Here is a 24,472-nt window from a genome sequence, read left to right as displayed (position 1 = left end):
CCGGTCAAGCGCCGGGCCTTTTCATAAGGTATTCAATTTCAAAGATAATTCATACATCAAAAGGAACAATCAATGAAAAAGCTTTTCGCCATTCTGGCATTTTCTTTCGTAATGGTACTGTCTACCGTTGCACAGAGCACAACGCCACGTTTCGGTATAACTCCGAATAACGACAATACTGGTCGATCCCTGACCTACAAGTTTGCGGCTAAAACAGATGCTACAGGCAACGATACTTTCAAGATCGTGCCCAACGCATACAAGACCATCTATCGGGTAACCCTCACTGACTCACTGGGCTTCAATGTCACCAGTACTCTTAACTGTTATGCAGGTGATCAAATCCAAATCATTGCATCTGGCGCCAGTGGTACGAAAGTAACTTTTAAAGGATCGAATTGGATATCAGCTGGCACAGCGACTCTATCATCAGGCTTGAGAGCGGTCCTTAACCTGGTATTTGATGGATCAAAGTGGGTCGAAGTCTCACGGGTAGTACAATAGCTTTTTCAAATACCGCATGATCCATAAACCGATAATCCTACCCTGAATAATCAACAACAAAATTTTGTTATGGGAATCAATAAGAAATCCGAACAGGCTTTAAAAGACCTTAAGAATACTTTGCGAAAGTACTCTCATATTGAAGAAGTACACTTCACTGCAGAAGGAGAGCATTATTTCTCGTGTCATGAATATGCTGAACCAATCATCGACGAGCTTGGCAAGCAAAAAGGAAAGAAACAAACCAGGAAGTATGGATTCCTGCGTTCAGAAATGAAAGTTGCCCGGGTTGTAGGCGAACGGAAGTTCTTCAAAAGCGTGTCAGTCGAAACCCCGAAGCCGAAATCGTTGAAACTCTTTCCAGGGACGAAGTGCTGGAATATGAGTATTCAGCCGATGCAGGCGGCGATGGCGGGGAAACTGCCAAGACCCAAAAAGGTCCCAAAGGAAACAAGACTAAGAAGGCTGAACCAGCCGATGCAGGCGGCGATGGCGGGGAATAATGCTGCACATAAAAACATCACCGGTAGGGATCGATAAGCAGATCCAGGGGTTTCAGGAATACCTATACCCACTATTGAAAAACGATGGCCGGTTGATGACAGTACTTATGATAGCTATGGCCGCTGTTACCGAAACCAGGTAGATGCCGGCTACATTCCGGAGGTCTTTGTCAGTTCAGAGCAGACGAACAATACTGTGTATAAAGAAGCCTGGTTTGACGATACTACCAGTAAAGCCATGAGCTTTTTTGATATGTATGATGAGACCAAGTATGATAAAGGATCCTCTTTGGCTAAGGTAGATATGGTTTTTGTGGTCAGTGTTCCATTGCTCAAGCCTACCCTCCAGCACAGAGGGGATGAAGAGATCAGGCGTGATGTTGAGCAATTATGTGCTACGCCACGATTCAACTTCACAATGAACACCTTCAAGACCGGGTTTAAAAATGTGTTTAGCCGGTTTGATGGGTATCTGAAAAAGGACCAAGTGACTTTCCGGGATTTACACCCCATTCATGTGTTCAGTATTGGCTTTAGCCTGCTGTACGATATCAATGATTGTTAATTTTTAAACAGCAAATAATGTCAGCTTTAAATCAGTTTTCCTGCTTAACCATCAGTGCCAACACTGGTATAGGTGCGTGCCCGGTTAACTTTAAGAATATTGTTGGTGCCATCCTCACCCCAAAAGGGTTCAAGGCTACTACGGCCAGTTTGGCGGCTTTCAAGACTGCTTTGATCAATGCTGCCCAAGCTGCTCAGAAGTCTTCAAGGCTGTATCCTGTGTACGACTTCAGGCCATTGGCGGATAACAGTGAAGCCCCAGTCATCCAGACCTTCCCTACCGGTCAAAAAGTCGTTGTTCGTGAAGGAGTTTCAGACTGGACCTTCCAGTTTATTGCAGGGGGCATTGATCTGCTTAAACGCCTGCGCCTACTGAATGCAGCCTCCACCTCTTACGACTTTTATTTTGTAGATAGCCAGAACTTCATTCTGGGTGTATCAGATGAAGAAAACGACGCCCTGATGGCGATTCCTTCCGATGGTGGCTTCTTCTGGGCTCATCCCTGGAAATCAAATGATGGTAGTAAGGTTGCTGAATACAGCCTTCAATTCACATTCCTGCCCAAGTATATCAATGAATTACTGGGCTACGTAAAGGCTGACTTCGACGTTCAATCCACAGTATTTGGGTTGAAGGATGTTGTGCTTTCCAGCCCCAGTGTCAACGTAACCTCTGGCTCCTACAATGTTGCTGTGAAACTGAAAGATGGCGGGGAAGATATGGGAGGCAGGTACGAAACAGAGCTTGAGACTATTGCTAACTGGGCGCCAAAGAACAAGGCGACCGGTGGTGCGATTACTGTAACGTCCTCCACCTACGTTCCAGGCACACCAGGTTATTTTACGCTTGCTTTGAGTACTGCTGATCCTGATTATCCTGACATTCCTGGCAACATCACCTTCGGCCTGGCAGCCCCGCTGGTATTGGCCGCTAATGGCCTGGAAGGTTTCGAGAGTAACACTGTGGATATAGCCAGCAATACCGCACCGTAATGGGCACCTTTTTCTTCGATAGTGTCGGGTTTAATGATGAGGTCGTCAAAAGGATGACGGAAAAAGAATTCATTGATCATCAAATGCACGAGAACCATTACACCCGACTCAGTAAATCTGAAAAGCGAAAGGTTCTAAAAAAGATATTCAAGCTAATCACGGGCTCTGGTCCCGATCAAATAACAGAACGGCGGGATGAATAATACCTGCCGTTTTTAATTATGCCATACTACGTAACCGCCATACAAGCAATTAACCCAATGACGGGCCAACTGGTCAACTGGATTGGTCCTTATATCCATGCAAGAACTGAGCAACTTGCTCAGAAGATTTGCCAGAAGAACGGGATTGGGTTCTGTACCATAATTGGCGAACTGGTTTCAGAAAAGGAGGCGGAGGGGATGGTATGGTGATCTGGCCAGGGGAACGAATAATACATTCTCAATGACAACGGTGGACGATGCACTGGAAGGCTGGGAAAAGGTAAACCTTGACCTGCTCATTGAAGAGACCTTCGATGAGACTGCAGAGCAATTTGCCGATTTCAATGCAGAGCAGATGTATGCCGGTGAACTAAACGATGGCAAAAGGATAAAACCGCCATATAGGCCATCTACCGTATCGATCAAGAAAAAGAAGGGGCAGCCAACAGATAGGGTCACTTTACGAGATAAAGGTGATTACCATGAGGGACTTACCGCCTCAAGGACTGGCCAAGAGTATGAGATCAGCAGTCCGGTCAGCTATGCAGAGTACATCGAGAAGAAGTATACCCTGGAAATCTACAGCCTAAATGAGGAGTTCATGGAGAAGTTTAAGCCAGTATTTAACGGCGTGTTGGCCAATAAGATTTCCGATGTTTCTGGGCTTTCATTTTCAACCTAAATACGATGAAGTGTGATACCTGCGGAAGCACATACAATATCCAACAACACCAACGAAGGGACAATATCGTCGCTGCTATCAAGTATGCAAAAGAGAACCTGGTCTTGGTTGCGGTTTACCAGGAGGCGGGGGAATGGACATTCGGGACAGTCGAATATCTCCAATCAATCGGTATCCCTTTTCGGGAAGTGTATTCAGAGCATTCACGATTGCCCACTTGACCGGTTTGAGACCTGCCTCTGTGATGGTGACTTTACAGCTTTAATCCTTGAGGGGAAACCCTCCAAGGAAAAGCTTGCAGCAATATGGGCTACAATTTATCAGGATTATGCCGATGCTGTCATGGGCGATACCGAGGTAGCTATCACCAACTATATACGGAAAATATCCCTGCTCGAATTTAAGATAACCAAAACAACGGCAATTCTTGAACTTATTGCCACTACTGAAAAACTTGGTGAAACAGTTGATCCTGAAATGTATAGCATGTTAATTCATGTTGGCGCCGCTGATGGGCGGAAGCCTGAAGGTGATACACTGGAAGCCTCTTGGTATAAACGGATAGCGGGGAGAATAAAGCGGTGGCAGGGGAGGTTGAGTTTGAGGTGAATGCCTTAACCGCAATAAAACAAACTCAACTGTCTGGAGGAACCACCAGCCGCGAAAGCTTCCAGTCTTTAATCGTACAAATCGAGAAGTATATGAAGTATCATATCAATTCCAGGGAAACAACTGTTGCCCGTTTCATTGCAATGATCATGGACTATCAACGCTACCTGATCGCTCAAAAGAAAAATAAAAAATAATGCCAGGTAAAGGGCGGATAGATTCAATAATCGACATCCCATCAGTCAAGTCGGAATATGACGAGTTGAAAAAGATGCTGGGTGACCTGGGCTTTTCTATCAAGAATGCCGGGAATGCTGATGCTTTGAAGAATCCATCTATTAGTATGAAGGACTTACGTAAGGCAATTGCGGAGGTACTGGCAGAGCAAGAAAAGCTTATAGACAATACAAAAAAGACGCAGAAGGCAAAAAGTGAATTGGAACGGGCTGAGGAAAAGCTAATTAATTCCTACTCCGCTGAGGCTAGGTCCCTGGCTGAGATCAAGGAACAGCAGACACTAGTAAATAGGGCAAACAAGCTTTCTGCCCAGGAAACACTTGGGTTGATCGATGCCTATAAGCGCCTGGAGATAGAGTACAATAAGGCTCAGCGTGAGGCTAAGAATTTACTAGCAGCCCAAGGAGCCGGTAGCAAGGAAGCTCAGATTGCCGCGCACCGTGCTTTTGAGTTAGGAGAACAACTTAAAAAAATTGATGCTGCCGTCAACCAGCACCACCGCAATGTCGGTAATTATACCAATGCACTGAAGATACTTGAAAAGGAATTGGGTGATGTGAAGAAGAAAATCGAGGACTATACCAAAAGCGGCAATCAGAATGCTGATGTGTTGGAGGAGTTGCGGAACGAACAAGAGCTTTTGCAGCAACTGGTCAACAATCAAACTGTTGGGTTCTCTGCTCTCGCTGCTGAGTTGAAGGAAAACGAAAAGGCGTTGCTGGCCCTGAAGGCTGCCGGCAAAGAAGATACAGAAATGTATCGCGAGCTTTTTGTACATATTGCCCAAGCAAAGGACGAGTTGAAAGATTTCAAGGAGGAAATGGCCAATCGTGGATCAGGGGAATTAGCGCTAACTGCAGCCATAGAGGCCGCTCAAACTCTTACTGCGGTATATGGTATAGCTGAAGGAGCCACAGCCCTTTTCGGCGAGGAAAACGAACAGTTGCAAAAGACCATGGTTAAGCTGCAGGCCGTTCTTGCTATCCTAACTAGCCTGGAAGCTCTTAACAATACGCTCAAAAGGAATCCTCCCTTCGGATTGCTATTTCTATTGGACTGCAAAAGGTACAACTACTTCATACCAATCTGCAGACTTATGCAGAATCAAAAATATAATAGTTAAGTATGCTGCCATCGCTGCCCAAAAGGCCTTGAATGCAGTGATGATGGCGAATCCGATCATGTTACTGATCGGGGACTGGCTCTGCTAACATTGACTTTGTCCTCCTTTACATCAGCCAGCGATCATGCTACTAAATCTCAGAAGGAATTCAATGAGGCTTTGGAAGCTAGCGCAAAGAGACGAGAATCTATACTTACTGGACTACAAGCAGAAGGGGACAAAACCCTCAACACCTTGAAATCGCAGTTTGCCGCTGAAAAGGATATGCGTGCAGCTAAGCTTGAAAACCTGAAGTTACAGTTGGAGCAGGCGAAGCAGGAGGATGAGATGAACCAGCGTAACCTTTCAAACCTACTGAAAGCTCGCGGTCCCAGGCGCCGCCTGAGTGATGAAGAAAAAGAAGAGGAGGCCAAGGCTAGAGAGTTGAAAGAAGCGGCTAACTCGCAATACCTGAACCTCATGAACCAGCTAAATGCTGCCGAATTGGAGGATGTAAGAGCTACAAAGGAAGAGGAGGTCAAAATTACTGAGCAATCCATTGAGATAGAGAAAGTTGCTCTTACGGAACGGGCAAAGGCGCAATCCGAGATCGCCAGCAATGAACGTAAAACATTTGAAGAACGTATTGCTGCTACCCGACGTTTTGCTACCCTGCAACAAGAGATTGTCCGAAAAGATCTTCAAAAGCAGCTTCTTGATCCCAACCTTAAGAATGAGCCAAAGCGAAGAGAGTTTATCGAAAGACAGGCACAAGCGGCTATTCGGCAGGCAAGGTTGGAAGGACAAAAGCAGGTTGAAGCCTTGGATCGAGAACATCAGAAGCGCCGTAGAGCTGCTCAATTCGAGATCGCAAAAACAGCGATGGAGGGCGAAGCGGCTGTTGCGGATAAGATAGCCGATAACGAAAAGAAGGGATATGAGGTGCGCCTGGATGCTGCCTACAAGGCCTATGAAAAGCGGCGCCAGGTTATTGAGGCCGAGATGAAAAAGGACTTAGCAGCAGACGGATTGATTGAGGAAGAAAGGGTCACTATCCATGCACGGGCTGCAGAAGCAATCAATCAGCTCACCAGGGACTATACAGACAAACAGACTGAGATATATAGGGCGGGTAATGAAAAGGCCATGGAGGTTTTCCAAAGCTCCTATGACCGCCGTGAATATATTATCCAGGCTGCCAACTATAAATCATTAACAGCTATTGAGCAGTCCTTCCGGCAAAGGCAAATCAGTACCACTCAATATGAGAAGATACAGCGCGAGTTGGAGTACGACTCCCGCATCCGGTCTTTAATGAATGAAGTGAATCGCCAAACAGGCCTTCTGATTGCGACAAAGGAGGGCACGAAGGAGAGGGCTGAGGTTGAAGCTGCACATTCTAAGGCTGTTTATGAATTGAATAAGGCACAGAGAGAAAAGGATCAGGGTGAGGAAAATACCAGTTGGCAAGAGCGGATTGCAAAACTTCAGGGGTGGTCTGCCGCCTCCCTTAATATCATATCCAGTGTTGGTGAATTGAGGTCTATTCACTTTGATAGGGAATTAGCTCAATTGGATGAACTGACCGCTGCCAATGAAAAGTTGAAAAATGCTGAAATTGATCGGATTACTAAGTCTTCTTTGAGTGAACAGGATAAGGCAGCCAAGATCGCTGTAATTAACGCCCAAGCAGAATCTCAACAACAAGAAATAGACCGGCGCCGACGCAGGGCGGAGATTGAGAAGGCCAGGTTTGACAAAGCAGCAAATATTGCAAATATTATCACCTCCACTGCCCTGGCAGTTGTCACCATGCTGGCTGATAAAACAGTTCCCGGTTTCATAAGAATTCCTCTTGCAATTTCGGTTGGGACACTTGGTGCTGCTCAACTGGCTAAGGCCATCGCCACACCCCTCCCAAAGTTCGCTAAGGGTACAGATAGTTCACCCGAAGGTTGGGCTGTTGTTGGTGAGGAAGGATCGGAAATGAGGATTGACCCAGGTGGTAAGGTTTCTATGACTCCCAATCAGGCAACCATTACCTGGTTAGAGCGAGGAACGAAGATCGTGCCCCATGATGAACTTAACGAATCAATGTATCGTAGCATGATGCGAAATACTGCTATGATGATATCCGGACAACCAGATGATTCAACCAATAAAAAGCTGGATGCGGTAAAGGATGCTGTGATCTGGTTGGCAGGAGAGATGAAGAAGAACCAGGCTAAAGCAAAGGCGCCAATAGTAAATATTTATGACATGTCTGTGTGGCATGCGCACATCAAAAAAATGTGTTTGACTAATGGGATTCGGAGCACGGAAAATATTCATGTATTCCCTGGTAGAGCTGATTACTAAGCAATACTATTACCAGGATGCTGCCGGTAGAATTCAACTGGGAGGCTTTCATTTCCTGCAAGACGACCCAGATGGATGGCTCGATAGCAAGGTGTCTTTCGGTCGGAGTACAAAATATTATGGGCTCAATAGGTCCTTTGTTGTTCCTCTGCGGTTTTTTGGAGATGGAGCAGCAATAATTCGAAATATACTATACCAACGACGCGGAGTTGAGCAACCTGTTGGTTTTGAGGTCAGGAAATGGAACCCTGAAAATGATGTCTATGAGCTTTACTATGTTGGGGTTCTTGATCTGACAAAAGCAAATAATAAAGTTGCAGAGTCCATTACTGTCAATGTTATGGAGGGAGGAGTGGTTCAGCTGGTGAAGGCTTATGAAAACCGGACCTATCAAATTCCTTGCGATGGTTCCATCCCTGAGAATATCAAGGTTAAATTAGATGGAGTTCTTTTAATGATGTTTTCAGGTATGATTTTATCCCAATTACCATGGATACAGGTAACTGGGTACAGCCCTTGGTATTCTCAACCAACGATGGGGATAATATCAATATCACCAAGGGAGACCCATCTTACGATGATGCAAATACCCCCACACCGCCTGAGTATGTTAAGAATAGCTCGAACTTTCTTTTTAGTTCAGGTCAGGGAATAACAATCACTCTGGATGGTTTTCTTAAATTAAAGCCAGCAACAGATGACCCCAATACTGAATATGCCCTTCGATGGTTCACAGATAAGGATCGAGATGGATTTGTAGTAAATGTTACTGATGTAATAACAGAGGTTCAGGTGCCCACTAATTTCTCTATCACATTACAACCAAATGAGAAACTGTTTTTAATCGGATTTGCCGGTTTTGGTGCGGTTGAGATAATGGAAGGGAACCTAAATATTACCTTTTCGTCGAGATATAAGACTACAGAGACGTGGGCGATTACTGCCTATGACTTGTTCAAATTATTGGTTGCCGAGATCAATAAGTCTGGTAGTACTGGCCAGCAAATATTGAATTACCAGGCGGAGAGTAGGTTGTTATCGGCTTATAAAAACCTGGTCCTTTGTTCAGGCGATGCCCTACGTGCCGGAAATGATCCGTCCTACCCTGGGCCCATTGTCATCAAAACGTCGCTTTCAGACTTCTTTGATAGCATGAATGCTATTCTATGCGCATCACTTGGAAATCAGCAATTACCTGAACTAGGAGAGGTTCTTTTCTTTGAGGAGCGGGAATATGTTTTTTACCCAAGTGAGGTAACACTGAATATTGGTGAGGTAAGCGACTTAGGGATTGACATTGCTACTGATTATTACTGGAATCAGTTAAAAATAGGCTATCCTAACCAGTCGTATGATCAGCGGGCAGGAAAATACGAGTACAATACCACGGCTATTTATGGGGCTCCCATCAAATCAATTGCTAAGGAAGTCGACCTTGTTAGCAAGTATCGAGCTGATAGCTACGGGATTGAGTACACACGATTCAATAGCGGGGGTAAATCTACTACCCACAACAATAGTGACAACAGTGTATTCATTCTAAACATAGATCCTCCGAATGGGGAGTTCAGCCGGTACAGTGCTGATCGCGGGGCATTAACCTTGACCTCTGGTTCCTCCAACGTCGCTCTACCCCTCCCCAACACGATAGGCGACTACTTCAAAAACAACGAACAATATACCGTATTCACTTTTGTTCGCTCCCTAAACATGCCACAGTTTGGTATAACCTGGGAGTCAACGGCGGCGCTACGGGCTCAGGTGTAGCAACATTCACATTGTTAAAGAATGGGGTTATAGTGGACACAATAACCCAGGGTGCAGGCATATTTATACGATCCAGCGACCTAGTTGGAGAGATTTTCGAAGCTGGAAATACCCTGGAGATAAGGTATTCGGTCCCTGTCGGTTTGTCGATGGATCTATTGGGAGGTTTCTTTCTTGCAAAGTCAGAACAGATAGTATTATACCCATTACGTAGGATTGTTTACGATGCTGTTTCCGGCGTTCCTAATCCAGAAACAGCGTTTAACATTGAGGATCTTACGCAAAAACGGATGCTTCAGCGGCATTACTCTTGGCTAAATGGTGTGAACTATAATCTTGCGCCCGACTCCATTACCTTTCAAACCCTTGACCGAAACCAAGAACTGGTCACTATTCTGAATGGACTGGCGACAATCGAAAATGCTTCTTTACCAGTAAGTACATTGGGTAACCCCATGTTCTACCCCTTCCTGTTCAGCTTTAAAACTAAGGTGCCGCTCAACTTCGCTGCGATCATGAATGGCGCCGCTAATGGTCATATTCAGTTCACCTACAACGGTGTCGATTTATATGGATTCCCATTGGATGTATCTCAACAGCCTGCTCTCAACGAGTCACAGGTATGGAAACTATTGTGTTCTCCCTTGACTGATCTCTCTGATTTAGTAAACCTTGACATTGATGGTTTAAATTATCTCGATATGCCTGGATTATCAGCATTCATCTCGCACGCTTGTCCGGTTCATTTTGTGAAGTTGAACTTCCAGAACCCCTCCAAATACCATACAGCTACCATGGATCAGGATTGGTTCAAGAACCGGATAACTAAGTGGGCAGCAAACAATGACTACTTCAACCCCTGGCAGAACGATGACACAATTCGCCTGCAGTGTTTGACCAATGGGTTAGGCCCTGTAACAGTAGATATGCTCAACTGCAAAGCTGAGATCGTAGGTAGCTATGAATTGGATGTGAAAGCCAGCAATGCAGTCAAATCACCCTATATCCTATATGAAGGGAATATCCCATTGCTCGATATTCCGGAGGATGTCTATTACCTGTTGCTTAAAGCTGGTACCGGCACAGCAATCGTAAACTACATTTCAGAGCCTCTCTGGATCAGGGAAAGCTGGCCTGAAACCATTCTGTTCGAATACAGCAATAAGGTCAACAAGCAAGCGATGATATTCGACACAGGATACAATCCGTCTCTACGAGTCGAAGGAAGGATCGGCAGATATGAACCAGGAAGCCATTTCGCCACTTATGAAAATCAGCCGGCTGATATCGAAATGATGGACGGCATTGCATTCGATACCTACAATTTAGAAATAGGATATCACAATGGAGGTGTTCCGGACTACAAGATCCGCAAGATTGCCAGAATCATGCTACTATCAGATACTTATATCGATGGCACAGCCTATACAAGAAACGGAGATTCGAAGTTCGACCGAACAAACTTCCCGGGCCAGCCACGAGAATATTGGTCACTTGGCATAAGGCCGAGAGATAACCGCGACGGTATTACTGTTTCCACCGAGGGGACCATTGATACCAACATCAGCATTGTATACAACATTCAGGGAACAGCTTACGGTGACAATAGCGGTGTAAGCAATGTTTTCCAAGTAACCGAAGAAAACCAATAAGATGCCTATTAATTGGAATGTCAGTATTAAAGCCGAACCCTCAAACCCTGCCAACTGGCTGGTGGCTGCAATATATGATGCGACTGCCCCCAATGTGGTTGTAGATTTCAAGGTCTTACCCAAACCTTACGGGGATACAAAGAATATTACTTTCCTATCCCTGGAATTCATTGTGTATGACTTCAAGCTTTTTGAGTCACCGACTGAATCGGTTGCAGGTACAGTCCGAAACACTTTCTCATTTCAGCCGGCTCAGGGAACGATCACAACTATAAGGGAGGACTTAGTATTGACCGGCGGTCTAACACCTGGCTTTGATGTGGGAGCCATCTTATATACAGACAATACACTGAAAAACTGGGTGTATGATATTGAGCGTCGTGGCTTTGGAACCATGGAAAAGAATATTGACTACAGACTTACGCTGGATGGTGTTCCAGAGGACAGTATAGCAGCCAATGGTTGGGAACTCATAAACGATGGGGATGTGTTTGGAGACCAGGAAAAGTTTATACTTCACTTTCAGCCTCAGATTACTGCAGCCAATACTGGTGGAGGTGGCGGCGGAAGTGCTAACCTCGTGACTGGGGTAGCTGTCCTAACCAACAATATTGCGTTGGATATATCGTACATGAAAAAGCTGTGTCTTTTGCAGGGTGGAGTTGGTGTTACTCATTTCACAGTTACTTTACCACCGCTTTCTGAGGTAGGCGAAAATCAGCAGATTGGCTTTGTGAGTGAAGGTGGCAACCATATTTCCGCAACTCTTGATGCAGCCGGTTCGGAGGTGATAAACTTTAATGGGCCGAAAGCAGATATTAACATGCTACAGGGGAGGAAATTTGGTTCATAAAAACAGGAGGTGCCTGGTATGTCCTATTTGCAGATGGTAACTTCAAAACAGTTGGGCAGATTGTAGACAGCTATTTCACCATAGAGCCTAATTGTCTATTTGCCAATGGTGCACTTGTTTCAAGGGCTGAATATGCACGGCTATTTAAACGAATTCAGCCAATTGCTGTACCAGACACACAATGGAATATAACTCAAAGTGTAAATGGCCGTACAGTTTATATTAACAGAGGGAAGTTTACCCTGGGGGATGGAGCTACAACAATTCGGTTACCTATGATTTATACAGTTGGTAATCGGAAGGCAGTTGATGGGTCAACTCGTTTGGCTGGATCGTTCGAGGCCGACCAAGTAGGCCAGTTTGAGGGAGTAATAAATATACCACAGGGTAACAGTTATACAGGCGGAGGTGGAAACGACAGGACTGGCCGAGGATCAGCGAGTCCAAACGATCTTGTGATAAATCAAACCTTCAACACAAACAAGGAAAACAAAGAAGCCAACTTTGGTATCTATGCTCTAATTCGGGTGTAGAAATGTAACTCACTTACAAGGCATCTTTTTTTAATACTACTACTTTTATTGGCATGAAACGAATGCTAAAAATATTAGTATTTCTATTGACTGCACAGACAACAGTTGGACAGATATACTTGAAGCCAAATAACAGTTATGGAATAATTACAAACAGATCACGACCAGACTCTACGCAGTGGTTGCCAACAGGATGTGGACCAGCAATTGGTGTCGAGTCCTTAAGGAGCATTGATCAACACATGTCTGCGCTTTATTATGACAGTTGTGGCCATAAATTATATGTGTTTGATCCTTCTTTGTTCACGTGGCAAAGGTCGGGCGCAACCCAATTAAACGATACCGCTTTTGTAGTTGGCAAGGATACAATTACAATACATGGAACAGGTGGGGGCGGCGGAGGGTCCGGTACAGTAAACAATGGTACCCAGTACCGTATTGCATATTATGCAGCAAACGGAACCGCTGTTAGCGAGAATGCAGCCATTACCGGCAACCGCGCCCTGGCAAGTAATGCTAACGGGCTTCCTATTGCTTCTACCGTGACAACTACCGAGTTGAGTAATTTATCCGGTACAACGAGTGGAATACAAGCGCAATTGAATGCAAAGTCCGGTCCTATCGTGTCCGATTATAAAACCCTTTCCCAGGTCAAGATATACAGTGCTGCACAGGGAGTTGCAAGCAGCAGCAACGTTACCAACTACAGCCATACTGCTGTTGACTCTGTGAGATATAAATTCTCTACTACCCTTGCCGGCCAGATAGGTGCTGAATTTGGTGGTTGGCTTGCAGCATCTACCAGCGGAGATAGCATAAAAGTAACAGCACCCTTTGGCGTTTTGACTGGGGATAGCCAGATTGAAGGACATCCAGGTAGGCATGGCAGGTTACACCCATTGGTATCTGGAACCCCACAAAACATTTTCAAGTACGATTACCCGGACAGTACGGGACAGTTATCCTATCATCTACGACAGCTCACCAATTACCGGTGGTATAATCATGGCATTGGCGGGCAAACCACCGTACAGTTACGGCAAAGGTTTTTACGCGATTGTTTTGGTGTTGTAAGTAATCCGAGCGACGGAAGGGGTACGCAAACTCTTAACCGTTTACCAAATGTTGTGGTTATCATTTGCGGGATAAACGATGTATTCGAATCAACCATAACCCCGAAATGACCATTGCCAACCTGGAATGGTTTGCAGCAGAGTGCCAGCAAAGGGGCGTAAAGTGCGCTGTGGCTAACCTGCCTGGGGACGCTATAAATACACAAACGGCGCTTCGCAGAATAAGCCAAATAAATAATGCCCTTAAGAATGGTATTTTGGATCAGTATGGTGCTGCCGTGGTGGATTACAACAGATGGTGGCAGGACCCCGCATACGGCGATAATGTACACCCAAATCCTTCTTTAATCGTTGATGACATTCACCCAAGTATGTCTGGTTATGACAGCCTTGCCAAAGTAATTTTTAGAGAAGCGAAATTACCGGTTTTAACCAAAGCAATTTTTATCAACGAGCTGGACCCTGCGGGCTTTACTGGGTACTCCCGTCCTGCTGGAGTTACCATTAACGGCGCTCCTTACACAATTTCCAGTGCAATAGATACTGTTAATATTAATTCCTACGTACCGGATAGTACGTGGATTAAGATCACTAGCAGCACAAATATTACTGGTACATCCTATAGCGGTTTTAGTTCAATCCTCTGGTACTTAGATAACAACGTACAGGATAGCACCTGGTTCACCAGAAAGGGGTTCTATACTGGTAATACAAAAACGAGCCAGAACATCTCCAACCTACTTATTCAGAACCCCGACTATTCTACACCCAGGGCTTTCAATATTAAATACACGGACGGCACCGATGCGCTTGTAGTAAATGCAGCCAGTAATGTAAACATGATCGTGGGTGGTACCAACCCAATTGCAGCAAACGTGTTAAGTGTTTATGGATCGATTGGTACCAATTCTAACGTTGTAGCTACGGGTGCTGGTAGCCAGTTAGGAAACCTGCAAGTAGGTAATTCTTCCGGGGCAATGACCACCGGCTTTGGTATTGGGGTTTATTCTAATGGGATATTTAATGAAAGCAATGGAGGTTCTGGCACTCCTGGTTTTACCTTTAAGCATTGGGCTAGTGCAATTAATGGCGGAGTGGGACAGAATACAGGAGTGCGTATCGCGCATAATTTCAACCAACTTACTGGTGACAACAGTAGCACCTTTCAGCTTCGCATTGACCCAATTCTAAACAACACGACTTTTGGCGCCATTAGTAATACATACGGTGGGATTTTGTTCGATCCGACAATAACCAATCAGGGCGGCTCATTCCTTACTGGCTTTCGAAACAATGTGGGCAATAACTATTTCAACGTCCGCGGTGGGCGTACCATTGTTGGCGATAGTGCCCGCCACGGGTCAGCGCTATTAGAAATGACCAGCCCGAAAAGGGGTTTCCTTCCTCCCAGAATGACAACCGCCCAAAGGGATAGCATAGGCTATATTTCCTCTATTGCAATCGTAGGAGGTTCCTATACGGTTGCGCCTTCTATAAGCATTACAGGAGGTACAGGTAGTGGTGCCACTGCCAATTGTTACATACCTACCGGTACAACGATTGCCGCCCAGGTGGTAAACCAGGGGATAGGCTATAAGCCAAGTGTCCCTGTCACCGTAACTCTCACAGGCGGTACCGGTAGCGGAGGAGCCGCAACTGCCACGATCAGTGGCCCCGACAGCGGGCTGGTGATCTACAATACTACTGTGGATAGCCTCCAATACTATAACGGTACGAATTGGGTTAATATCGGAGGGGTGGAACTACTGGAATTACCTCTATTAACTCTCAATCTGGACCAGCCATTACCATTGCCGAAGGAACCGGTATCGATATAACCACCACAACAAATACTGTTACCATAAACGTAGATCCTGCCTACATAAGCACTGCTGTAAAGGATAGTGCCGGATACTATACTATAACGGGCAACACCACGAATGCAACACCCACAATTATTGGAACAGTACCGATATCCAATGGCTATGTAATTGCCATAGAGGCTACTTGCGTTGCAATCACCTCTGATGGGAACCATAGCTATTCGGGAGTTAGGTACCGTTCGTTTGGTAAAGATGCAAGCGGAACGTTAACCAATGGCGTACTCGCCACCCTTGTCGCGGATAATTACATGTCTACCGGGGGCGGTTTAACTACAGCCACGTTTACCCTTACAAACAGCGGTGCGTCGGCAGCAGCCATCCAGGTAACTGGTGAAGCATCTACAACCATTAACTGGAAGGTACGATTTAAACTACTTACACTTAATATACCATTCTAACAGCATGAAAAAGTTTTTATCCTTTTACTGGCGATCATAACCCTGCAGGTGCAGGGGCAAAACTTGTGGGCGGGAGGTTATACGGAAAGCATGATTGCAAATTCAGGGCCCAACCTTTTTTTCGTCCGTAGACTATGGAATTGTTCAAAAGGGCGACACAACTTATTATACCCGGGTAAACGATAATAGCACTACGGTTTACCGGCAGGTTGGCTTTGGGGTGATCAAATTTCCCAATATCCAACCAGGTAAATACTACCCCGTGGTGGTTCTTATACATGGTCGCGGTGAACTTTCTGAAGGAAAGCTTGAAAACCTTCGTAACGTTATAATCGGTTTTGACTACGGTACCGGGGTGCGCCAATATGCAATAGCCTCTCCAGACTTCAAAGAGGCTATAAGGACCGGCCAGTATATAGGCGTGGTGCCAACCTATGCAAACAACCTTTCCGTTAGCGATATAAACTATATCCTCGACCAGGTCGAAATGGATTTTCCTGTAGACAGGACGAAGGAGGGCCTTGTTGGCTTTTCACTTGGCGGCGGCGCCGTGGTTCGATACATTACATCTTCGCCTTTAAACGCCGGCCGGCTGGCCTTTGCAGTAGCAGCTGCGCCGGTCAACTGGGCAACCGATTGGAAGATAGTAGCGGATGCCCGGCTACAGTTTATAGGGATTACAACAGAAGCGGATAAGGTAGTAGATCCATCCAACATAAAAGGGATGGTGGACAAACTTAATTCCTACAATCCAGCCATTAAACCCAAGCTGATCATCTTGCCTGGTGATGGCCACGGAGGCCTGAACGAAATTATTTCCCTTTCTCATCCACTGGTTCCCCAAACCATTGGAGCATACCTGGCCACTGTTTCTACTGCTGATCGCAAGCAGTACCCCACCAATACAACAACTACGCCTCCAACACAGCCTCCTACGACTACTTTAACGGCCATTGCAAAGGAGATTGGAATAACCACAGTTAGCACGGTCACGCTGGATGGATCGGACTCTAAAGGGGCCACAGGTGCCAGCTGGGGTTGCATTAATGTACCAGCTGGGGTAAACCCCTACACCAACTTCTTTCCTAAAGGATCCGGGTGGTATACTGTTACCGCGACATTGCCAAAGGAGGGGGCATACACGTTTGTCCTTAACGCCTATAATTCTACGGCCACTGCCCGGGATACAATCGTGGTGACCTACCAAAAGACCACGGTACCGGTTCCCGTTGTGCCGATGAGCTACGATAGCAATACTGGATACCTGGTGCTATCGGATGGTTCTCGCATCCTGGCCACGGCTACTGTAGACTTCAGCACGAAGAAAGTAACCATTAAGGACCAAGCGGGAGTAGTATATACCTGGTAAGTCGTACATCCAATCCCTATATCAAACAACGTCCTTGAAATGCCGCCAAACAAAGAAAAAGACGATGCTATGTTGGCAAAAGCAAAAGCCTCCGCATTTAATTGGTTAGCCACTGCGCTTATTAGTGTCGTGATCTGGATTGTTACAGACATGCGTAGCGATCTTAAAACGGTTATGAGCGTGATACCAGTAATGCGGTTACAGATCGAGTATCTGCAGGATGGACAGTTAAAGAGCCGACTGAATTCCATTCCCGTAGTGCCATCCCCGGCAAAGCATGAGGAACCAATTACTTATGATTCACTAACTAATAAATGAAATATTAAATTATGCCAAACGTAACCACACAAAAGCAGTATTCTCTTAATTCAAGGGACCTGCTGCGCGGCCTGCTGGTAGCAGTGATCAGCGCTGTTCTTACCGCCTTACTTCCTGTAGTTGAAAGCGGCAGCTTTGATTTTAATTGAAAGCCATCGGGGCAGTAGCTGCAACGACCGGTATTTCCTATCTCCTCAAAAATTACTTTACTCCGACAGAGGTTGTGGTAACCAAAATTCCCGAAGACCTGGCTAAGGATGTAAAGGAGGGGAAGGCAAAAGTAAACATCAGTTAATCACCCGGCCGGGTGACAACCGGCCACAACTTTTATACAATGGCAAAGAAAAATGGTAAAACAGCAGTAGGCCGGCTGCTTCAGAAAATCGGCAATGCCATCGCTAGTCTTTTAAAGGACTGGACGAGGCAACCAAGAAACTGATTCCCTTGGCTTCAGAGTTGGTCAACAATATGAAAGCTATAACAGATTCACATCTTGGAGACGTTCTGACCTCCATCATTCCTGGAACAGTCGATGATAAAATCTATGCTAAGCTGAAGGAGTTTATTCCTAAAGCAGTCTCTGCAATTGCCTTAGCAGACGAGTTTGCCAATATCCAAGATCCCAATGAAAAGCTTCGGGCTATTCTCGCAAAAATAAACGTAGCACCGACTGAGGGTAAGAAAGTGTTTTACACTGGCTTTGCCCGGCTCTTCTTGGAATGTATTGCAGATGGGGACCTTTCATGGGTGGATTCAGGTAGGCTTGCTGATTATTACTATGAAAACGAGCATCTTTTAAAGGAGGCGGCATGACCGAAAAGCAAATTATCACCTGGATTAGCCGGGAGCTCGGGCCGGTAATTGAGAAGGCCCTAACAGAGGCTAAGGTAAGGAACCCAGCATTGCTCTACACCAAAGACTGGCTCGTGGCAATGGCCTACCGGGAGACAGGTTTGCTTATTGCAAAGCTATTGGCTCAAGGAGGCAAGACGCCCGCTATCTACAGCCTCATGCGCGGCGACTACGGCCAGCGGCCTGGCGAAATAGAAAAATCTTTCCATGGCTTCGGCCCCTGGCAGATCGATATAGGTTCTTTTCCAGAGTTCGTAAAGTCTGGAAACTGGAAAGATCCATACAAGACCTGTGTGAAGGCAATAGAAGTCCTGGAAGGCAAGCGAAAGTACTTGCAAAGCAAATTCCCTAACCTGTCGGGCGAGGCCCTGGAAAGGGCTATAACAGCAGCCTACAACTGCGGGGAGGGGAATGTAAAGAAAGCCCTCGAAGCTGGCGAAGATGTAGATAGCCGCACTCATCAGAAAAATTACAGCAAAGAGGTTTGGCGATTCAGAGAGATAGCCAGACCAATTATTTAACTAAAAAGCCGGGGACGGGGTAACCGAACAAAATAAAAGATGAAATCACCGAAGCCTTACAGTCTTGGTGGAACAGTATTGTACGTTCCTGAAGCTACCGATGGTCTATGTTCAAATAATGGCGCAAAAGTGCTGCCAGCTGTGATTGTACGAACCTGGGAGAATACCAGCTATGAAAGCGATGAGGTTAATTTGAAAGTATTCACGGATGGGGAAATAAACGCATGGCGAACATCGGTTCCCTATTCCGAAGGCAAGGAGCCTAATACCTGGCACTGGCCCGAAGTAGAGTAAGAATTTTCTGAGGTATACTTTGGACAATCATAATTTTTACCATAATCCGGGAACAGGGCCACTGAACAATTAATAACATGGGGACTTTTAAAATAGAAATTACCGCAATAGGTGGTCACGGCCAGCAAAGAGACATAAAGGATGGAGAAACGATCGATCTGGGAGCAATGCCCGAGGGTACACCCGATGAAATAGCCGTTGATTTTGTAAAGGTTCTGCAGGCTGCTGGCTGCGATGTAAAGGAAGCAAAAATAGTCCATTGGCCAGGTGATCCTTCACAGGTGAGTGATGACCTAATTACTGGCGTTCGAACAGGCAACTTTTAGCAATCAATTTTCTCATAAGCAGTATAGTTTTGGTTATAGCGGCCGGCATGTCTATGCTGGCTTTTTTTTTCGATAAGGATTTTTCCTATTTCCCAGATTCAGGTTTTTCCTAATTGGCGGATTCGGTTCTTTGTAATAAAAAAATTATGAAACAGAAACGCACAATTGAATTAGGGGACAAGGTTTTCTTTACAGTTCCAGCCCACAACAGAGAAGGAATAGTCGAAAGTATCGACGAAAATGGGTATGCAAAGGTGAAGGTGTTTGAAACGGAAACTGATTACATCCAACTTCACCGATACCTACAATGCCCCGTCGTAGACCTTCGTCATATCGACCATGTAAACACTTTTTCAGGAACCTCGATGCCATGGGATACGCCAGGTTTGGCAGAGTCGCTTACCAAAGCCAATAAAGGTAAAAGGTGGAATTTGAAATGCCAACTCATCCCCAGGTTGGGTACATCGAGGAATTCTTACCCAACGCAAATGCGCGGATAAAGATTTATGCCGTCAAGGACGAGCAAGTCGAGGAGGCTTACACCTTCGTTGAAGTACCTGTTAGTGAGTTCAAGCTTGTAAGGGAGTAACTATTTTTTGGATATACGGGAACCCGTAAGAAAATGGATTTGGCGGCATCTATCTTTGGGAAAAGGATATTTATGGAGAACGAACTATTGATGCCGTTTATTAATCAATCCCCCATTTATGTCTTAGGCTTCGAACTCGGACAGGTCTGGCAAATACTGGAATCCGGAGAGTGTATTGATTACCGTCCAATCCATAAGGAGAACGTTGAGCAATTTAGGCTGATGGGGAGGCATTAGGAGTCAATATTGAAATATCTGACGGGGACGAGACCTGGTCTTTCCTGACTGTGAGAACCGCAATCCATGGATTATGACAAAATACATGAGGCTTGAACAGGGTACACATACCTTCAGAGTCGATGGGTATTTAACCTTGTATGTAGATAACGGGTTTACCTCGCTCCATTGGGATAATGTGTTTCAGGTAGAGCGTACCCAAATGACCCTTCCCAAATCTAAACGGTATGAATGCACTTGTCCGGCTGGCATAATGGAAGACGATAAGGCACGCTTTGCCCAACAGATCACCCTGCAGCTGCACGATAATAGCCTGGATAAAGCGCGGCGATTTAAAGAAGGCCTATCACCTATGGTCTGCATAGATCCGTGCATTGTGGAAGCCATACAGAAGCTATGGGAGCAAGGGATCGAAACGCAGGGCTGTTGTTGTGGGCATGGTGTTTTGCGAGGGTTCGTTAATGTCCACGAAAAGGATTATTGCAGGATGTTTCAGTTAGGATACGAGCAACGGCCGGTTGAAGTGGTAGGAGGGTCTGTTATGGGACTCTATACCTTCTATCTATAGGCAATATATGATACATTGTTTTAGTAAGATTGAATGTTTGAGCCCCTTGGTGTCTACCTGGGGCTTTTTATTGAGGCTTTTCGTAACCATATCGTTCAAGCTCCATCTCGAAAGCATTTAGATATTTTTCGGGGATCGATCGTGCACCATTAAAAGCCTTTAAGAAATTGTCCGGATCATAACCGATCATATTGGCAAGTGCACTACGGAAATCAATGGATGATCAATTAGCCAAGTTACTATTGATTCAGAGCGTTCCTTGTTGGGGTATTTCATTCTGCAAAGTATTTCCCTTTCTTAATAAAACGGATAGCCTGTGGTTGTATTACTACTCCTTCGGGGCAATCGTCGCTATAAACTCCCTCCATTACACAATAGCTATCCAATTCGCTCTGAGCATCGAAAATATCCCTCTGGAACTCAGCAGCCTCTTCTATTGCATCGACAATATTGTCTGCGTTCAATTCATAGGCGCATAAGACTGGCAATGCCTGTGCATAGGCTTCAAAGTGCTTATGGTATTTATACCCCACTGCTTTGACATCGGAAAGGTGGTAACTTACCTTTCGTTCCATATCTGCATTTGGCGTATCCGTGAACCGAATATAGAACCCCATGTTTTGAGATGATTAAGTGGTAAAGATAGTAGGAAATAAATAAAATGACCTGTTTTACGGTCATTTTATTTTTAAATGGAAATCAAAACCACTGGATAGGTTAATCCCCATGGTATTATGAAGCTAATAACTCGGCCTCCTTCTGTTGCCGGTATGCCTTTTAAACGCCTTCCAGGCTTTCCTCATTTCACGCTCGTGTTGGTGCATGCATAACTCTGCAACAGCGTCTTCTTCCATTCCCAGGTAAAGCGATAGAGCGAGGGTGTGCTTTGGTTTCGACTTGCCTGGAAAAACAACCATCCGTTGGACGTCCCGGACACTCTTTTTAAGAACGTTAGCGACCTCTTCCATGGTTAAAGGATAGGGATCGGTCGTAAACAATTGATCGAATCGAGTTATGTGGCCAGCGAGTATCTGGCTTCGTAAAAAATAGTGGGTATCATTTTTCATGCCGCGAAGAAACTCATCCGGCGCCAAGGTGATGTTATACGAAAAGGATCAAATTGGCAAGAAACTACAAAGCGGATCAATTACAGTACAGGTCATCTTATAGAAGTTCCATTTCTTTCTTTTGGTTGGCAATTAACTGGAACATTTCTGTAGGTGTTACCTGAAAGTAGTCGGCTATGGATATTATCTGGTCCGCATTAAGAAGGCCCGGATTCTCTATTGCCCTTCTCATCCGAGGCACGCTTATTTCGATGGCATCGGCTACAAGCCGCGTGGGGTACTTTTGGGCGGTGAAAATACTATGAAACTGGGTTAGGGCCCTTCGCTGGATCAGACCGCCAATTCCGATTCGTTTCAAATCCTCCATATTGTAATTTACGAAAATCCTTCCGAGAAGAATTGCTCCAAAGTAATGCCATGGGCTTGACAAAGGCGTTCCAGGGAGGAAAGGCGGAGATCGGTTCCCTTTTCGTAGGCAATGTACTGGGACCGATTAAATCCGTTTTTAAAGGCGAAAATCTCTGCAGCTGTATAGCCTGCATCGATGCGCAGTGCCTTTATTCTCGCTGCCGTTTTAAGCGACAACGGCAGCAGCTTCTTTACCTTCTTAGACTTAACCTTTCCTTTCTTCGTGGCCATTACCCAAAACTGACGCAAAACCTATTGTTACACAACCTATTATTGCCGGTTCGGTAATTAACGGACTTTTCACGAAAAAAGTGTATCTTGGTAGTCTGTCTTACGGGTCAACGTAGATAAAAGGTGCCGGGAACGGGGAAACAAAATTGCCAATTACTCAGCTGAATCCCTCGAGACCTGGGCCTTTTATTTTTTGATCAACCAAGTGGAGAGGGCACCACAGACGCCTGGTGCCCTTTTTTTCGTACATTAATACCATGAATGCGATCGGATACATTCGGTTGAGCGAGGAAGATCAAAGTAATTATTCCCTAACCTTCCAGGAGCAGGGGATAAAGGATTATTGCCAACGTAATAAACTAAACCTGCAAAAGCTTTTCACTGACAATGGGCAGAGCTCCTACACATTCGACCGTAAAGCGTTTAACAACTTAGAAGCTGAATTAAAAACGCTGAAGCCACAATACCTGGTATTGTACCACTTGGATAGGTTCGGCCGGAATATGGCTGAGGCGATGCTTAAGGTGAGAGCCTACCTGGAAAAGGGAATAAGGGTTCGTGACATATCGGAGCCGATTGATCTGGATGATGAAGACCCCAATACTTTTTATTGCGATCCATGAAGTTTATGGCGGCGGAGAGTGAACTACACCGGATCCGGTCCAGGACCAAAAGCGGTTTGCGTCAGGCCAAGTTGAATGGCCGGTATTCCGGAATGGCTCCCTTTGGTTTCCTTAATGCAAAGGATACTGATGGGCGGGCCATTCTTACAATTGACGAGGACAAGGCTACAATTGTACGTATGATCTACCGTGAGTATTTAGACGGAATGCCAGTCGAACAATTAAGAGCCATGGCTTCACCTTATGGCCGCCTCCCTAAAGGATCCAGTGCGATGCAGAAGATGCTGGGAAATCCAGTTTATGCCGGGCTGGTTCATGTCCCTGGAACTAAAGGGAACCAGCCAAGCTGGTAAAAGGAATACACCCCAATCATTTCCGAACAGGATTACTGGCTGGTACAGGAAAAGCTTCATGCAAAAACGATCACTGTGCAGAATAATGAAGATGTGCCTTTAAGAGGGGTCCTGCATTGCTGGTGCGGGCGAAAGATGACTGCCGGTAATAGTAAGAGTAAATCCGGACGATATTACTGGTATTACCTCTGCAAAGACCATAAGAAGAACCTTTCTGCAGTTACCCTTCACTCCCAATTCTTGGAAATCCTTGATCACTTGAGCCTTACTATGGAGGCATTAAAGCAGTTCAAGGAAGTTGCAGCCAGCAAACTGGAATCCTATCTGAATTTACGCGAGGCTAATTTATCTACCATCCGAAACCAGTTGACAATAATCGAAAATAAAATATTGGCAGCAGAGGAACGCTATTTAACTAAGCCAGATATTTCGGAGTCTTCATATAACAAAGTTATGACTGGCTATAAGGCAGAAAGATCACGACTCTACGAGCAACTTGCCAAAGGCAATACCAACCAGGAAGCTTACTGGACTATGTTTAATGAGCTGTTATTGCGAATGACAGATATACGTGGAGAATATGAAAGATCACCATTAGGAAAAAAACAAAGGATTGTTGACTATGTGTTCGACCATTCCCTTTACTATCAAGAAAACAGCTATCGAACACCCAGGGTGCATGAGTTATTTAGCCATAACTTAAAGACTCTGAACGAAAAGGGCTACTGAAGATCAGCAGCCCAATAGTCTCTTTAGGAGAAAGTTCGAAAAGTACCCTTGAAGGGAGTTGAACCCGCCCTAA

27 protein-coding genes are annotated in these 24,472 nt (G+C 45.3%); 24 read left to right on the top strand and 3 right to left on the bottom strand.

What is annotated here, in order from left to right; translation table 11 throughout:
* Nucleotides 1-72: 72 nt before the first annotated feature.
* The 21 genes from RS881_RS21770 to RS881_RS21670 all read left to right on the top strand — a co-directional run bounded on the left by RS881_RS21770 (nt 73) and on the right by RS881_RS21670 (nt 20,988).
* A complete protein-coding gene (locus tag RS881_RS21770; protein WP_315823009.1) occupies nt 73-504 on the top strand; it encodes a hypothetical protein in 432 nt (143 codons plus the stop codon).
* Nucleotides 505-573: 69 nt separating this feature from the next.
* Nucleotides 574-1,044, top strand: coding sequence for a hypothetical protein (locus RS881_RS21765; protein WP_315823008.1), 471 nt, complete (start codon nt 574-576; stop codon nt 1,042-1,044).
* A gap of 159 nt (nt 1,045-1,203) precedes the next feature.
* Nucleotides 1,204-1,572, top strand: a complete 369-nt coding sequence (locus RS881_RS21760) for a hypothetical protein (RefSeq protein ID WP_315823007.1) — start codon at nt 1,204-1,206, stop codon at nt 1,570-1,572.
* Between the two features lie 17 nt (nt 1,573-1,589).
* A complete protein-coding gene (locus RS881_RS21755) occupies nt 1,590-2,564 on the top strand; it encodes a cupredoxin domain-containing protein (RefSeq protein ID WP_315823006.1) in 975 nt (324 codons plus the stop codon).
* Nucleotides 2,565-3,017: 453 nt separating this feature from the next.
* Entirely contained in the window at nt 3,018-3,449 is a 432-nt protein-coding gene (locus tag RS881_RS21750) for a hypothetical protein (protein ID WP_315823005.1), read from the top strand.
* A gap of 108 nt (nt 3,450-3,557) precedes the next feature.
* Complete coding sequence (locus tag RS881_RS21745; RefSeq protein ID WP_315823004.1) at nt 3,558-4,058, top strand: hypothetical protein; 501 nt, start codon at nt 3,558-3,560, stop codon at nt 4,056-4,058.
* Nucleotides 4,059-4,254: 196 nt separating this feature from the next.
* The gene (locus tag RS881_RS21740) at nt 4,255-5,418 is read left to right on the top strand and encodes a coiled-coil domain-containing protein (RefSeq protein ID WP_315823003.1); all 1,164 of its coding nucleotides are present in this window, start codon (nt 4,255-4,257) and stop codon (nt 5,416-5,418) included.
* A 96-nt stretch (nt 5,419-5,514) separates the two neighbouring features.
* Entirely contained in the window at nt 5,515-7,755 is a 2,241-nt protein-coding gene (locus tag RS881_RS21735; protein ID WP_315823002.1) for a coiled-coil domain-containing protein, read from the top strand.
* A gap of 516 nt (nt 7,756-8,271) precedes the next feature.
* Entirely contained in the window at nt 8,272-9,522 is a 1,251-nt protein-coding gene (locus RS881_RS21730) for a hypothetical protein (protein ID WP_315823001.1), read from the top strand.
* 32 nt (nt 9,523-9,554) lie between these two features.
* The gene (locus RS881_RS21725; RefSeq protein ID WP_315823000.1) at nt 9,555-11,174 is read left to right on the top strand and encodes a hypothetical protein; all 1,620 of its coding nucleotides are present in this window, start codon (nt 9,555-9,557) and stop codon (nt 11,172-11,174) included.
* Nucleotides 11,175-11,235: 61 nt separating this feature from the next.
* Nucleotides 11,236-12,027, top strand: coding sequence for a hypothetical protein (locus RS881_RS21720; RefSeq protein WP_315822999.1), 792 nt, complete (start codon nt 11,236-11,238; stop codon nt 12,025-12,027).
* Nucleotides 12,028-12,802: 775 nt separating this feature from the next.
* Nucleotides 12,803-13,744, top strand: coding sequence for an SGNH/GDSL hydrolase family protein (locus tag RS881_RS21715; RefSeq protein WP_315822998.1), 942 nt, complete (start codon nt 12,803-12,805; stop codon nt 13,742-13,744).
* Nucleotides 13,741-15,471 (top strand): hypothetical protein, encoded by a 1,731-nt coding sequence (locus RS881_RS21710; protein WP_315822997.1) that lies wholly within the window; start codon nt 13,741-13,743, stop codon nt 15,469-15,471. Before RS881_RS21715 ends, RS881_RS21710 begins: the two co-directional genes overlap by 4 nt.
* Nucleotides 15,472-16,008: 537 nt before the next feature.
* Nucleotides 16,009-17,283, top strand: coding sequence for an alpha/beta hydrolase family protein (locus tag RS881_RS21705; RefSeq protein WP_315822996.1), 1,275 nt, complete (start codon nt 16,009-16,011; stop codon nt 17,281-17,283).
* Between the two features lie 39 nt (nt 17,284-17,322).
* Entirely contained in the window at nt 17,323-17,601 is a 279-nt protein-coding gene (locus tag RS881_RS21700) for a hypothetical protein (RefSeq protein ID WP_315822995.1), read from the top strand.
* An 11-nt stretch (nt 17,602-17,612) separates the two neighbouring features.
* A complete protein-coding gene (locus RS881_RS21695) occupies nt 17,613-17,750 on the top strand; it encodes a hypothetical protein (protein ID WP_315822994.1) in 138 nt (45 codons plus the stop codon).
* A gap of 295 nt (nt 17,751-18,045) precedes the next feature.
* Complete coding sequence (locus RS881_RS21690) at nt 18,046-18,414, top strand: hypothetical protein (RefSeq protein WP_315822993.1); 369 nt, start codon at nt 18,046-18,048, stop codon at nt 18,412-18,414.
* The gene (locus RS881_RS21685) at nt 18,411-18,974 is read left to right on the top strand and encodes a lysozyme family protein (protein ID WP_315822992.1); all 564 of its coding nucleotides are present in this window, start codon (nt 18,411-18,413) and stop codon (nt 18,972-18,974) included. The genes RS881_RS21690 and RS881_RS21685 overlap by 4 nt, the downstream gene beginning before the upstream one ends.
* A gap of 39 nt (nt 18,975-19,013) precedes the next feature.
* A complete protein-coding gene (locus tag RS881_RS21680) occupies nt 19,014-19,268 on the top strand; it encodes a hypothetical protein (RefSeq protein ID WP_315822991.1) in 255 nt (84 codons plus the stop codon).
* Nucleotides 19,269-19,345: 77 nt separating this feature from the next.
* Nucleotides 19,346-19,594, top strand: coding sequence for a hypothetical protein (locus RS881_RS21675; protein WP_315822990.1), 249 nt, complete (start codon nt 19,346-19,348; stop codon nt 19,592-19,594).
* Between the two features lie 899 nt (nt 19,595-20,493).
* Nucleotides 20,494-20,988 carry a hypothetical protein gene (locus tag RS881_RS21670; RefSeq protein WP_315822989.1) on the top strand — a complete coding sequence of 165 codons (495 nt, stop codon included), beginning with the start codon at nt 20,494-20,496 and terminating at the stop codon, nt 20,986-20,988.
* Nucleotides 20,989-21,260: 272 nt separating this feature from the next.
* Here RS881_RS21670 and RS881_RS21665 read toward each other — a convergent pair whose 3' ends face one another.
* From RS881_RS21665 to RS881_RS21655, 3 genes are all read right to left on the bottom strand, one after another.
* Entirely contained in the window at nt 21,261-21,563 is a 303-nt protein-coding gene (locus tag RS881_RS21665; RefSeq protein WP_315822988.1) for a hypothetical protein, read from the bottom strand.
* Between the two features lie 589 nt (nt 21,564-22,152).
* The gene (locus tag RS881_RS21660; protein ID WP_315822987.1) at nt 22,153-22,413 is read right to left on the bottom strand and encodes a hypothetical protein; all 261 of its coding nucleotides are present in this window, start codon (nt 22,411-22,413) and stop codon (nt 22,153-22,155) included.
* A gap of 17 nt (nt 22,414-22,430) precedes the next feature.
* The gene (locus RS881_RS21655) at nt 22,431-22,712 is read right to left on the bottom strand and encodes a helix-turn-helix domain-containing protein (protein WP_315822986.1); all 282 of its coding nucleotides are present in this window, start codon (nt 22,710-22,712) and stop codon (nt 22,431-22,433) included.
* Nucleotides 22,713-22,951: 239 nt separating this feature from the next.
* On the opposite strand from RS881_RS21655, the gene RS881_RS21650 reads away from it, so the two are divergent.
* From RS881_RS21650 to RS881_RS21640, 3 genes are all read left to right on the top strand, one after another.
* A complete protein-coding gene (locus tag RS881_RS21650; RefSeq protein ID WP_315822985.1) occupies nt 22,952-23,317 on the top strand; it encodes a recombinase family protein in 366 nt (121 codons plus the stop codon).
* Between the two features lie 56 nt (nt 23,318-23,373).
* A complete protein-coding gene (locus RS881_RS21645) occupies nt 23,374-23,670 on the top strand; it encodes a recombinase family protein (protein WP_315822984.1) in 297 nt (98 codons plus the stop codon).
* A gap of 75 nt (nt 23,671-23,745) precedes the next feature.
* Nucleotides 23,746-24,399, top strand: coding sequence for a recombinase zinc ribbon domain-containing protein (locus RS881_RS21640; protein WP_315822983.1), 654 nt, complete (start codon nt 23,746-23,748; stop codon nt 24,397-24,399).
* Nucleotides 24,400-24,472 lie beyond the last annotated feature (73 nt).

It is taken from the genome of Paraflavitalea speifideaquila (genome assembly GCF_032395985.1).
Taxonomy (GTDB): Bacteria; Bacteroidota; Bacteroidia; order Chitinophagales; family Chitinophagaceae; genus Paraflavitalea; species Paraflavitalea speifideaquila.
This window is presented reverse-complemented; position numbering and strand designations above follow the sequence as displayed.